The organism is Ruminococcus sp., from assembly GCF_016283395.1.
Window position 1 is genome coordinate 61,509 of sequence record NZ_JAEEMU010000048.1, and the last position, 12,846, is coordinate 74,354.

Annotated in this window: 12 protein-coding genes; 5 read left to right on the forward strand and 7 right to left on the reverse strand. The window is 43.2% G+C overall.

All coding sequences use genetic code 11. The features are described from left to right. Positions 1 to 9: 9 nt before the first annotated feature. On the reverse strand, positions 10 to 1,599 hold the full coding sequence (locus QZZ41_RS12290) for a DUF1653 domain-containing protein (RefSeq protein ID WP_295072560.1): 1,590 nt from the start codon (positions 1,597 to 1,599) through the stop codon (positions 10 to 12). A 21-nt stretch (positions 1,600 to 1,620) separates the two neighbouring features. Further along, complete coding sequence (locus tag QZZ41_RS12295; protein WP_295072563.1) at positions 1,621 to 2,220, reverse strand: HD domain-containing protein; 600 nt, start codon at positions 2,218 to 2,220, stop codon at positions 1,621 to 1,623. 347 nt (positions 2,221 to 2,567) lie between these two features. Here QZZ41_RS12295 and guaA point away from each other — a divergent pair, with 347 nt between their 5' ends. Further along, positions 2,568 to 4,121: a glutamine-hydrolyzing GMP synthase gene (gene guaA, locus QZZ41_RS12300; RefSeq protein ID WP_295072566.1), complete on the forward strand. Its 1,554-nt coding sequence runs from the start codon at positions 2,568 to 2,570 to the stop codon at positions 4,119 to 4,121. Between the two features lie 36 nt (positions 4,122 to 4,157). Then, a complete protein-coding gene (locus tag QZZ41_RS12305) occupies positions 4,158 to 4,397 on the forward strand; it encodes a hypothetical protein (protein WP_295072569.1) in 240 nt (79 codons plus the stop codon). An 80-nt stretch (positions 4,398 to 4,477) separates the two neighbouring features. Here the strand turns inward: QZZ41_RS12305 and QZZ41_RS12310 are convergent, their stop codons facing one another. Then, positions 4,478 to 5,086, reverse strand: coding sequence for an SIMPL domain-containing protein (locus QZZ41_RS12310; protein WP_295072572.1), 609 nt, complete (start codon positions 5,084 to 5,086; stop codon positions 4,478 to 4,480). Between the two features lie 12 nt (positions 5,087 to 5,098). Next, the gene (locus QZZ41_RS12315) at positions 5,099 to 6,409 is read right to left on the reverse strand and encodes a GH25 family lysozyme (protein ID WP_295072575.1); all 1,311 of its coding nucleotides are present in this window, start codon (positions 6,407 to 6,409) and stop codon (positions 5,099 to 5,101) included. 350 nt (positions 6,410 to 6,759) lie between these two features. Here QZZ41_RS12315 and QZZ41_RS12320 point away from each other — a divergent pair, with 350 nt between their 5' ends. Beyond that, a complete protein-coding gene (locus tag QZZ41_RS12320; protein WP_295072578.1) occupies positions 6,760 to 7,518 on the forward strand; it encodes a TatD family hydrolase in 759 nt (252 codons plus the stop codon). A gap of 88 nt (positions 7,519 to 7,606) precedes the next feature. Continuing rightward, entirely contained in the window at positions 7,607 to 8,686 is a 1,080-nt protein-coding gene (locus QZZ41_RS12325; protein WP_295072581.1) for a hypothetical protein, read from the forward strand. Between the two features lie 49 nt (positions 8,687 to 8,735). Here the strand turns inward: QZZ41_RS12325 and QZZ41_RS12330 are convergent, their stop codons facing one another. Beyond that, positions 8,736 to 9,521 carry an AraC family transcriptional regulator gene (locus QZZ41_RS12330; RefSeq protein WP_295072657.1) on the reverse strand — a complete coding sequence of 262 codons (786 nt, stop codon included), beginning with the start codon at positions 9,519 to 9,521 and terminating at the stop codon, positions 8,736 to 8,738. A gap of 336 nt (positions 9,522 to 9,857) precedes the next feature. Between QZZ41_RS12330 and QZZ41_RS12335 the strand changes: the two genes are divergently transcribed. Then, positions 9,858 to 11,279 carry a GGDEF domain-containing protein gene (locus QZZ41_RS12335; protein WP_295072584.1) on the forward strand — a complete coding sequence of 474 codons (1,422 nt, stop codon included), beginning with the start codon at positions 9,858 to 9,860 and terminating at the stop codon, positions 11,277 to 11,279. A gap of 308 nt (positions 11,280 to 11,587) precedes the next feature. Here QZZ41_RS12335 and QZZ41_RS12340 read toward each other — a convergent pair whose 3' ends face one another. Together QZZ41_RS12340 and QZZ41_RS12345 are read right to left on the reverse strand one after the other, a co-directional pair. After that, complete coding sequence (locus QZZ41_RS12340; protein ID WP_295072587.1) at positions 11,588 to 11,737, reverse strand: hypothetical protein; 150 nt, start codon at positions 11,735 to 11,737, stop codon at positions 11,588 to 11,590. Positions 11,738 to 11,753: 16 nt separating this feature from the next. Further along, the gene (locus QZZ41_RS12345) at positions 11,754 to 12,845 is read right to left on the reverse strand and encodes a radical SAM protein (protein ID WP_295072590.1); all 1,092 of its coding nucleotides are present in this window, start codon (positions 12,843 to 12,845) and stop codon (positions 11,754 to 11,756) included. Position 12,846: the final 1 nt, after the last annotated feature.

A 12,846-nucleotide genomic window follows, 5' to 3' on the forward strand; every position in this document is an offset into this window, starting at 1 on the left:
TATTCGCTATCAGTCAAGCTTTGTAAATCGCCTGGCATCTCCTGCTTTGCCAATGAACATTGACTTCGGACGTGCCCATACTTCGCCGTCCTTGAGCGACTTGTATATAACGAGCTCTTCCATAGTCTCGGTATGACGAGCTACAGCAAGGAGCTCATACTCATTGCCCTTGAAGTGGCGGTATTTTGCACCGATCTCGATCTCTGTATCTTTGTCTACAGGAGCTTCTTCATGCTTTGGCTCGTTATTAACGATATCATCTGCAACGATTATCATTGAAGAATACGGAGCCATACGCACATGAGCGTTGGAGTTTTCAACGCTTATAGGAGAAGCTGTAAAGACATCAACCAGTCCCGAAAGATGAGTCTGGAAATTGAGGTCGTACTCGCGGTCTGCGAGATTAAGAGCGATGTATACTGTCTGATCTCCCAGCACCTTTTTGAAGAGGAGCTGCTGATTTGTTATGACAATACGCTCGTAGCTTCCGTTTCTTACAGCAGGGTAAGCGCGGTAGATACGTCCAAGCTTGACGATGTGTTTGTAAAGCGAAACGTTGCCGTGCTCTGCCATATCATTCAGGTGGAGACACGGGCGGAGATTATCGTCGGAATTGTTTTCTTTTCTGCCTTCTATGCCGTATTCACTTCCGTAGTAAATAGACGGAATACCGGGCATTGTGTACATAAGAGTGTATACCAGCGGCAGATGAGCGTTATTGCTGAGAGTGCTTGCGAGACGGTTTACATCGTGATTATCGACGAAGTTGTAAAGGTCGATATTGCGGTAGATACCGCCGTTAGCACCTGACTGCCTGTTGATAGAATAGTCTATCTCAAAGTAGTTTTTATCATTATGTGATGACCAGAGTCCCTTGTAGCACTCATAGTTTGTAACAGAGTCCAGCATCTCAGGGTTAGCCCAGCGGTTGTAGTCGCCGTGGATTATTTCGCCCATGAGCCAGAAATCTGGTTTTTTGCTCTTGCAGAAGCTTCTTACCCTCTTGATGAACTCAAAGTCAAGGCAATCGGCTGCATCAAAACGGATACCGTCAATGCCGAAGGACTCTATCCAGTAATCAATAGCGTCGATTATGTGGTCGCATACGCCCGGATTGCGGAGATTGAGCTTTACAAGATTGTAATGACCGTTCCAGCCCTCATACCAGAACGGGTCGCCGCATGGGCTCGGACCGCCGAAATTAAGGTTCTGGAACCAGTCACAGTACTGTGAAGCCTGTCCTTTTTCCTGTATGTCAACGAACTGAGGGAACTTTCTGCCTACATGATTGAAAACGCCGTCAAGGATAACTCTTATGCCGTTTTCGTGAAGTCTGTCGCATATAAAGCGGAAGGAATTATTATCGCCAAGACGTTTGTCTATCTTCTTGTAATCAATAGTGTCATAGCCATGCTCAACGGACTCAAAAACAGGTCCGAAGTAAACTGCGTCAACGTTCATCTCCTTTAAATGGGGTATCCATTCCAGCACCTTGTCAAGACGATAGATAACATCTTCGCTGCCGTCGTTAAACTTAGGTGCGCCACAAAATCCGAGAGGATATATGTGGTAGATTATGGCGTTATCATACCAGTTCATAATCAAAACTCCTTACATTTATTAATTTGAGCCTTCCATGTAGTAGGATGCTTCCATATCGGCAACGTTCAGTGCCAGAGCGAGTGGGTACATTTCAAGTGCCCTGCCGATAGTACCTCTTTCTTCGGTACCTCCGTATGAAAAGCCCATGTGATATCGTATTGCAAAAGCCTCCTCACGGGTCAGGCGGTTTTCACCGTAAAAAAATCCCGAGAGTATGTATACCGATTTTTCACCATGACCGTATGGAAGAGTGTCATTTATAGCGTAAAACGGTACTTTTTCCCATTGACCTGTTTCGTCGTTCTTTTTGTTTCTCATTTCTACGGTATAGAAATTGACTTTGCAGACATCGTGGAGAAGTGCCACAAGAGCGATTGTCTCCTCAGAGTAGTCCATACCGTAAAGCTCTTTGGTGCGTGGGCGTGAAAGATAGTCCTTGAGGCAGTGGTAAACGTTGAGACTGTGTTCAACAAGACCACCCTCATGGGAACCGTGGAAACGTGTACTGCTGGGTGCAGTAAAGAAGTCACTTTTTTCAAGGTATTCCAGAAGCTTATCAGCCCCCTCACGGTGTATATTTTCTTTATATATCGAGATGAATTCTTCTTTTGGTGTCATATACGATACTCCTTACAATACTATATAAATATTATACCACAAATTGCAATTAAATTCAATAGGCATATATAATTTTTTTATTAATTATCACTATAATTGGTGCAACCGATTTATATCAGGTGAAAAAACAGCAGGAAAGACTTGAAATTTTCTTTGAAATATGGCATAATTAAAACATGATCAAGCATAGCTTGACCATGTTAAGCCATTAGCCGTTAGCTGTTAGCCATTAGAATTTGAAAAGGCAGGTATTATCCGCTTGTAAAGCGGCGAAGCCGCCTGCTAAAGGCTAATAGCTATTAAATACGGTGTCCGCTGCCGTAAAGCGGAAGTTAAGGAGGAAAAATATGTCTAACCAGCTTTGTATCGTTCTTGATTTCGGCGGTCAGTACAATCAGCTCATCGCTCGAAGAGTACGTGAGTGCGGTGTATACTGCGAGATAAAACGATTTGATACTCCTATAAGTGAGATAAAGGCTATGAAGCCTGCCGCTATCATCTTCACAGGCGGTCCCAACAGTGTTTACGATCCTGCATCTCCGCATATATCAAAGGAGATATTTGAGATAGGTGTGCCTATCCTCGGAATTTGCTACGGCTGCCAGTTAATGGCTTATACTCTCGGCGGCAAGGTTGAAAGCTGCGAAAAGAGCGAATACGGCAAGATCGAGATAGATCAGAATACAGACAGTCTTATATTTGAAAATGTTCCCGAAAAGAGCGTTGTATGGATGAGCCATACAGACTTCGTAAGTCAGCTCCCCGAGGGCTTCAGTGTTACGGCAAAGTCTGCCGACTGTCCGTGTGCAGCTTTTGAAGCTCCCGAGAGAAAGCTCTATGCTGTACAGTTCCACCCCGAGGTAACTCACAGTGAGTACGGAAAGCAGATACTCCATAACTTCCTCTACAATGTCTGTGGCTGCACAGGCGACTGGGTAATGGACGACTTTATCGAGAATACAGTCAAGAAGCTCCGCGATCAGATAGGTGATAAAAAGGTAATTCTCGGACTTTCGGGCGGTGTCGATTCATCAGTTGCAGCAGGTCTTCTCAGCCGTGCAGTGGGCAAGCAGCTCACCTGCGTTTTTGTAGATCAGGGACTCATGCGCAAGGACGAGGGAGACTTCGTTGAAGAGACTTTCACAAAGCTTTTTGATATGAATTTCGTCCGTGTAAACTGCAAGGATCAGTTCCTTGCTGCACTCAAAGGCGTTACAGACCCGGAGCAGAAGAGAAAGATAATCGGTACAGAGTTCTACAATGTGTTCTGGAATAAGATAAGAGAGCAGGGAACAGACGGCTTCTTTGCACAGGGTACTATCTATCCCGATCGTATCGAATCGGGCAGAGGAAATCAGGCAGGTCACGGCAGCACAGCCGTTATCAAGACTCATCATAACATGGTAAAAATGCCTGATGATATAAAGTTCGCAGGCACTATCGAGCCTCTTGCAGACCTTTTCAAGGACGAGGTAAGAGCAGTTGGTGAAAAGCTTGGAATCCCACATGATCTCGTATGGAGACAGCCGTTCCCTGGTCCCGGACTTGGAGTCCGTATAATCGGCGAGATAACCGAGGAAAAGATAAAGGTATTACAGGAAGCAGACGCTGTGTTCCGTGACGAGATACGCAAGAGCGGCATCGAGGAGCAGTTAAAGCAGTTCTTTGCAGTTCTTCCTGATGTGCGTACAGTAGGCGTTATGGGCGACCACCGTACATACGACCACCTTATCGCTATCCGTGCAGTAACTACCGATGACTTCATGACGGCTGACTGGGCAAGAATACCATATGATGTACTTGCTAAGGTTTCAAACCGTCTCTGCAACGAAGTCGAGCACGTTAACAGAGTAGTGTACGATATCACTTCAAAGCCACCTGGAACTGTGGAGTGGGAATAATCGTAGATTTGATTTTTAATATTAATAGGGGGAAATATGACGATTTTAGAAAGAACAATAGAAGCTTTAAAAAATCTCGGTGGACAAGCTGCATATTCTGACATATATCAAGAATATGCGAGATTGCTTGGAAAGAATATTGATCCTGGCGAAAAAGCTGCTATTAGAAAAGTTATTGAAGATCATTCTTCTGATTCAAGAAATTTTAAAGGCAAAAATGACATTTTTTATTCAGTTAAAGGAATAGGAAATGGTGTTTGGGGATTAAGAAAATGATTTTTAAAATAATTTGTTTTGAATGAGATAATTATATTTGATAATATAAAGAGCTGACCTTATCGGTCAGCTCTTTTGTTTTATTCGATGATCCAATCAATATAAATGGACTTGGATATGGTCTTGGTGGGGAGTTTCAGCATGGTTTCCATAGCGTTAAAGTCGTCAGCACGGCAGGCTTTTGCGATATTTCTGTATACTCCGTCAGAGGGTTGATCAAAGCGTATTTCTTCGATATCTTGTATCTTTTTACCGAGTGATGAAGCAATTATCTCAGCTTTCTCTCTTGAATTTTTTATAGCAGCATCAATTACCTGTTTTTCTTTTTCTGCTTCATCAGAAAGATAAAAACCTATGTCATATTCAACGTTTGTAAGTTCTCCGAGCAGGGAAGTGAGTTTGGAAAGAACTGCGAGATCAGCTTTAATATTGAGAGTTATTCTTTTTGAATAATTATACGAATTCTTACAGCTGTAATCTTCATTTACAGAGTCTGAAGCAAGCTGAAAACTGTCAGGTTCGATATTTATTTTTTCTTTCATAAGAGTAAGGAACTGCTCTGTTTTCTTTTTGCCTGACTGTATAGCTTCACCCGAAGATGCCGCATTTGCACGTATCATAATATTCACTTCAAAGGTATCCACAGGAAAGTGCATTTCAGTTGTTCCCGTAACACTTAGCTTGCTCATAAAAACTCTCCTTTATATAGGTTTATTGAGGTACTGTATATCCATATCCACATCGCCGTTTATGCCGGGGATATGACCATAAGCACTTGCCTGCCAGATAGCGTACTCGCCGTCGTAGTCGGTCTCGTCTACGAAATGAGCCAGCCACACAGGTGTTGAACTCTTTGTCCTTTCACTCCAGATATTATTCAAGAAGTTCTTGCTGCTGTAGAGCATAGGCTTGTAGCCGTTTTTAGTGACTTCATCAGCGAATGCGGCATAGATATCGTTTATGTCGTGTATGCTCATGCCGTACTTCTGGAAGTTTGTGAACTCCTCCCAGTCGAAAACAATAGGCATTTCAAGGCTATGACCGTCAAGCTGATCGATTATCCAGCGAACGTGTTCGCGGACTCCCTCCTCAGTGTTGTCGGTGGTGTAGAAATATACTCCCACATCGAGCCCTGCGGCTTTGGCGTTTTCCAGGTTCTGGCGGAAATAATCGTCAAGGGTTACTTGACTGTAGTAATAGCCCACACGGATAATAACAAAGCTGCACCCTGCATCGCGGACTGCGTTGAAGTCAACATCGCTCTGCCATACTGAAACGTCTATGCCGAAGCGTACGTCATCGGTGTTGTAGGTATTGATAAAGTCGCTGTAATTCACACGGGGATTGTTGTCAGTGGGTTTCGGGACTTCGTTGAGCACATTTATGTTAAGGTCCCAAGAAACGGAGTTGCCTGAGCTGTCTGTAACGGTAGCTGTGATCGGATATGAACCTACAGCATTGGGATCAACTTCGCCCTCGTATGTGAGGACAGCGTGCTTGTCGAAGTTATCGGCAAATCCAACGTAATTATTGAGGTCAAAGTCTGTTCCGACCTTGTGATTTGGAGTCCAGCCTGCATTGATTATCATCGGTTCGGTGGTATCAATAACGCTGTACTGGAGCTTCTGTTTGAATTCGGCACCTTTGTAGATATAAGGCACTTCAACTTCAAAAACTCCCGTATCCGAGGTGTTGAGCAATACGGAACCGTCTTTCAGGTCAACGTTTCTTTCGGTTATGAAGTCCTCAAGCTTGATATCCTCGTATACTTCAACTGTATCAAGGCAGTTCATAACGAGGTCTTTGGGCGGATCTACCTTTGCAGTTGTTGTGACTGTGGTCGTGGTCTTTTTAGCGATGGTCGTAGTTTTGGCAGTAGTTGAAGAAACTGTCGAAGTTGTAACGGCAGTTTCTTTTTTTGCATCATTATTGCTGCTGTTAACTTTTTTATCGCCGCAGCCTGTAAGCAGGCACGCAGCAAATACAGCGGTTAGTATATATTTTAATTTCATATGGTTCCTTTCAAGAAATTTTATAATTATTATATATGTATTCATTATATCATATAAGTTTTGAAATAGCAACGATAAACTTGACTTTATATGCATATTGTGCTATGATAAAAACACAAACAAGGCGATAATACCGAAGAGGAAGTGATACTCCCGAAGTTATGGCTGCTGCATGAGCAGTAAGCGTATGTGTCGGAAAGTGCGGACGATCAAAATTTAATGCAACACAGGCTGCGGAAGCGGTCTTGTTCGTTATGCAAATTGATCGCTCTGCAAATATATGGGAATGTGCCGTAGAGTGATCTGCGGTTTTTATTATTTCACGCCTTGTTTACGAAAGGAGTATTACTATGATAATTGATTCACATCTTCATCTTCCCGTGGACTTCCCCGACTTTCCCTCAAAGGAAGCAGTACTGTTGAATGAGCTGAAAAGAAACGGAGTTGAACGCGGTATCGTTATTGCCGATTCGGAGCTTGAAAGTGTTATCGGTTCGGTGCGCGACTGCGCGGAGCTTTTTTATGGCAGCGGTATTATAAGCGTTATCGCAGGGATAAGTCCGAATTTTGAATATGCTTCACAGCTTGATTACTGCCGTGAACTGCTTGAAAGCAAGCGCATAGTGGGACTTAAAGTATATACGGGACATGAGAATTTTTACTGCACAGACTCATGTCTTGCGCCTGTTTATGACCTTGCGGCGGAGTATAATGTCCCCGTGCTTTTCCACAGCGGCTGGGACAATGCTCATTATGCCGCACCGAAGCTTCTCAAAGAGCTTGCAGACAATCGTCCTGATAATGTTTTTGTGTATTGTCACTGCTATTATCCTAAGCTTGATGAGTGCTTTGAAGTGCTCAGTAGCTGCAATAATGTTTATTTTGACACTTCATCAGTGGCAGATGATGAAAAGCTGCTGCCGCAGATAAAGTCAGCACTTGAAAAGGCGATACATGAAATGCCGAAGCGGTTTATATTTGGTTCTGATTTCGGAAGCTGCCTGCAAAATGTGCATTTAAGCTTAGCTGAGAGCCTTGATCTGAACGCTGAAGAAAGAGAATTGTTCATGCACGGAAATGCTGAAAGAGTATATAAGCTATGCAGATAAAAACGGCAGTTTATCACCGCGAGTGTTGCTATTTTTAGAATTATATGTTATAATTTTGTATTGAAAATACTTTAGGGAGGCGAAAAAGGTGTCGCCTGATGAAAAATACGATGTGTTCATATGCTGCTGTCTGACAGATGAAAATAACTGTACAACTCCCGACAGGGAGTATGCTGACGAGATTTACGACCAGCTGACCATAGAAGGTGTCAGTGTGTATTATGCACCTGTAACCGAAGCAGATGCAGAAACTGCAATATCAGAAGCAAAGGTGTATCTTGTAATAGCTTCTGACGAGGAAAGCTTTTATGCTGAACCGTTCAGAAGCGAATGGGGGCGATGTACTGCCGAGGCTCGCAGGAATTCCGAAAAGAGCATTATAACCTGCGTTAAGGGCATAGGTACTCAGCAGATACCGCAGGAGCTTCTTGACAATATGGTAAGGGATATATCGAGGATAGATTTTCTGACCGAGCTTATCAGGAGCGTTAAAAAGCTTACAGAGAGCAGTGACGAGGTGGGTATCAGTACTCCGCCCGAAAAGCTGCTGCGAAGGATAGAGGATTTTCTGCAAGCCGAGGATTTTGAAGCAGCAGAGGAATACTGCAAGCTTATAACAGAAGCTTCTCCTCAGAACTGGCAAGCTTATTATTATTTATTCCTTGCGGACAGAGGGCTGCGCGGTGAGAATGATCTCTTCCTTGACGAGGTGATCGACGGCTTTGCCTGCGAATATGCAGAACGCTTCGGATCAGATGTTTCCGATGATGAATACTTCCGAAATACTTTTTCAGAGATACTCGGAAATGATATGCGCAGGGCTTTGGAGTATTCCTCAGGTGATGACAGAGTAAAGCTCGCCACATTGTATGAAAGATTTGTAAGTGCGGTACAGGACGCTGTTTTTGCCATTGAGCAGAAAGAGATAGACGGAGAAGAAAAAAAGGAGCTTGAAAAGCTCCGTATAAAGCATCAGCATGAACAGTCGGAAAGGGCGGCTATAAAGCTGAAAAAGCAGCAGATACGCACCCGTTTGCTGACATATACGGCAGTGATACTTGTCTGTCTGGCGGTGCTTGCAATAAAATTCGGATTTAAATGGGCGATAGTGCTTATCGTTATCGTAGCCGTTATAACTGTGATCTGTATCGCAGGACTTGAACAATAAAAAAACGCCTTTCATGGAGCATCCTCTCAGATGCCCCATGAGGGCGTATTTATTTTTCTTCTGTTTGTCTGAACTGTAAAGGAGTCACACCGTAAAAGCTTCCGAAGAGCTTTACAAAGTATGAAGTATTGCCGTAACCTACATTGATGCCTACTGTCTTGACTGACATATCCGTAGTTTTCAGAAGCTCGGCAGCCTTATTGAGTCTGCTGGTTATAACGTCCTTATTGACGCTTACACCGAAAGTTTCGGTATAAAGATGCTGAAAGCGTGAACGGCTCAGTGAGAGCTCCTTAGCCATATCGTCAATGGAATAATCTCTGCCCGGCCAGCGATATATAGATTTTCTTATCCAGAGAAGCTTTTCGGAGTATATTCCCTCGGGACGGTCATGATTAGCTTCCTTCTGCATAAGCTTTTCCGATATCTTGTACATAAGGAGACGGAAATAGAGATCAATAGCCTTTTCCCTGAAAGGATCGGAGGAGTAGTGCTCGAAGCACATACTGCGCATCATTGATGACATATCTGTTATATCTGATATATCAACAGGACGGTCAAGTGGGATATTGAGCTCATTGAGCATTTCCTGTTCACTTTCATCGGGCATGAAATGCATCCAGTCATCGAAATATTCGTTGCTTGCAGGAAAATAATATTGTGGAGTATTTGGTCGGTATAATATAAAAGAGTGAGCGGAAGTGCGTACATCTTTTCTTCCGATCCTGAAGTGAGCCGGCGTTTTTACTATCAGCAGAAGCCAGCTTTCTGTTCCGTCAGGTCTGTTTATACAGAAGCTGCGATCATGTCTGTGATTGTAGCCGATTTCAAACATTTTCAAGTTTTTCATCCTCCAAAAGCCAAAATCATACTATTATTATAACATAGCAAAGATAATAGTGTCAATAAAAAGCAGCACGAAAGTGATATATAAATATATGATTTCCCGATAGTTGATATTAGATACACAATATGATATGTATGCGTCTCCTTACCTATTATAAAGGGGAGCATTTGCGAGGGGGAAAACTGCATTTATTAAAAATTTGTTAAATTCATGTTGAATTTCGACATATTTATTGCAAAATAAAGAAACATATGGTATAATAATAACAGATACTTCTGATATTTCGGTCATATAGATCAAAAGTAAGTAAGGGGGGCTTCTTCTATGGATTTTCAGGCATTTGTTGACAGTATACCTACAGCGACCTGCGTTATTTCTGTTGATAAATATGAAAACGGTTCTTACGGAAATATACGCTTAGTTACAGGTAATCGTCCATATATTGACAGTATCGAAAGACCTGCCGAGAATGTTGAGATGCTTACAAGGAAGTTCGTTCCAAACAGTGAATATACAAATTATCTTAACCGTGATCTTAATTTTGAGGATTCGGTTTACAGAGCAGCGATACAGAAGAAGTGTATCCATGCTTATGCGCATCCTGCACGTTTTGATGTATGGTTCAATATGTCGTTCCTGCCGCTGTGTCCCGATAATGGCAATACCTGTTATTGTGCGTACATTATGGAGATAAACTTCAAGCCCGATGCAAAGCGTATGTCGAATATCTCTTCGGAGATAGCCACGGCAGTCCTCGAGACCTGTATAAAACTCAGGAGCGTTGAAAACTTTCAGGAGACTATGGACTCAATATGTATGGATATCCGAGATCTTTGTGATTCAGAGCATTGCTGTATCCTTATGATGGATAACGAAAAGCGAAAATGTTCAGTGCTTTGCGAGGCTTTATCGAATGATACAAAGCTTGTATCTATGAATGAGTACTTAGATGACTTCTATGATATTGCGGAAACGTGGACGGATACCATAGCAGGCAGCAACTGCCTTATCGTAAAGAATGAACATGACATGGAAGTAGTCAAAGAGCGTAATCCTGTATGGCATGATTCGATTACAAGTGCGGGCGGAAAGACTATCGTACTGTTCCCGCTTAAATTCAAAGGCGAGCTACTTGGATATATCTGGGCTCTCAATTTCAGTTCGGATGTTGCTGATACCATTAAGGAGACGCTTGAGCTTACATCATTTATCCTTGCGTCTGAGCTTTACAGCTATCGTATGATGGACAAGCTCCATATTCTCAGCTCCACTGATATGCTTACGGGTGTTATGAACCGTAACGAGATGAACAATTATATCGATTCTTTGACAAAGAAATGCTCGAAAAAGTCTGTGGGAGTTATTTTTGCTGACCTTAACGGTCTGAAAAGCGTGAATGACGATATTGGACACGAAGCAGGCGATAAGCTTCTGAAAGATGCTGCAAGCGCATTGCGAGATGTATTTGCTGTACATGAGATATTCAGAGCAGGCGGCGATGAGTTTACAGTTATACTTATAAATGTGACGGAAAACGAGCTCGATGAAAAGGTCGAAAAACTCCGAACAGTATCAAAGAATTACACTGATCTCGTGTTTGCTATTGGTGCAGCATATGAGAGTGACGCGGTAAACGTTCGTACCGCTCTGCAAAATGCAGATAAGCTCATGTATGAGGACAAGAAACGTTACTATGATCTGCACCCCGAGAAAAAGCGCGGAGTTATTGATAAAAGAAACGGATAAATCAAAAGGCTTCTGCGTTTAACAGTGATGCTTATATGGAAGTTTATATTAATTTATGGAGCAAGCTACATAAGTATTTAACAAAGACATTTTTACAGCTAATTAGCAAAAAAGCAGATAGGCTTGCATAGTCTACCTGCTTTTTGTTATATTCCTTATGTAAGTATACAATTCGCAACGCGTAATTTATAATTAAAGTGCCGTAAGCGATGTACAATTATCATTTTGGATAAGAGAGAGCGAGCTTGTGAGCGTCAACGCTGCGCGGGCTCTGTGCTTAAAGCTTCTTATAGTTTCAAATCTTGTATTCAGCTCCGCTTGTTTTTGCACCAGAAATGCCACTTTGGAGCAGGAGGCATAGGTTCATGTTTGATAAGTGCTCTTATAACTCTGCGGTGAGTAAAACAGCAGCATACGCAAACTGCACAGATGACTAATAAAATAACGATACCTTTCATAGTCTTTTCCTCCTTTTTATCCGTTGATTATCTGCTGTACCAGTTCACGCTTCTCATAGAGGATACAGCCTCCGTCATGGTCTTCCAGCAGATAGCCTTCATCTCTCAGCTTCCTGAACAGGGGAGAATTCATCGCATCTTTCAGAGAGCTGTCTCTTACGTTGATGTCTGAGTAAGGTGAGAACGGACAGGGTTCTGCACCGCCGTGGGAATTGATATGGAAGAAGCCTCTGCCTGCGGCAACACAGCCGCCAGAGCCTTTCTCGTCGCCCGGGAACGATATGTATACCATTTCTGGGCGCGTTTCCCTCAGTCTTATTATCTCGCTCTGCATAAATTCACGCTCGGTATCTGTGGGAGCAAGATCGCGGCTCTCCTCGGTCACAGGGACATACTCCACGAATATGACCACCTTACAGCCTTTTTCTGCAAGGCTGTCCAGAAATGCCTGAGAGGTAACTTCCTTGTAATTCCTTGTAGTCACCGTTACTGACGCGCCGAATATGAGTCCGCGCTTTTTTATCTCGTCCATATTGGCAATAAGCTTGTCGTAAATGCCTGCGCCGCGCCTTTCGTCTGTCAGCTCACGGCTGCCCTCGATACTCATAACGGGTATGAGATTGCGGCACTTGTCGAACAGCTCCAGATATTTTTCATCAAGGTATGTGCCGTTAGTAAAAATAGGGAACAGGATATTCTGCTTCTTTCCAGCCGCTTCGATAACACCGCGTCTAAGCATGGGTTCTCCGCCTGCAAGGAGGATAAAGCTTATACCAAGCTCTTCGGCTTCATGGAATACATTCTGCCACTCCTCATCAGTGAGCTGCCTTACAGGTTCGGAATCGACTGTTGCGTGATTGCACCTTGAGTAACAGCCTGCACAGTGAAGATTGCACTTGCTTGTGATACTTGCGATAAGGAAAGGCGGTATATGCTCGCCTTTGTCCTCGGCTTTTCTGCGCTTTTTTGAAGCTGTACGGCTGGCGGCAGCAAATTTCAGCATGAATGCACTTTCTTTCGGGTTTCTGAGCGTGGCTTTAACAGCTTCGGAAACTATACGCTCTACGCCCTCGGTGAGATATTCCTGTAGATCGAATTTATCACCCATA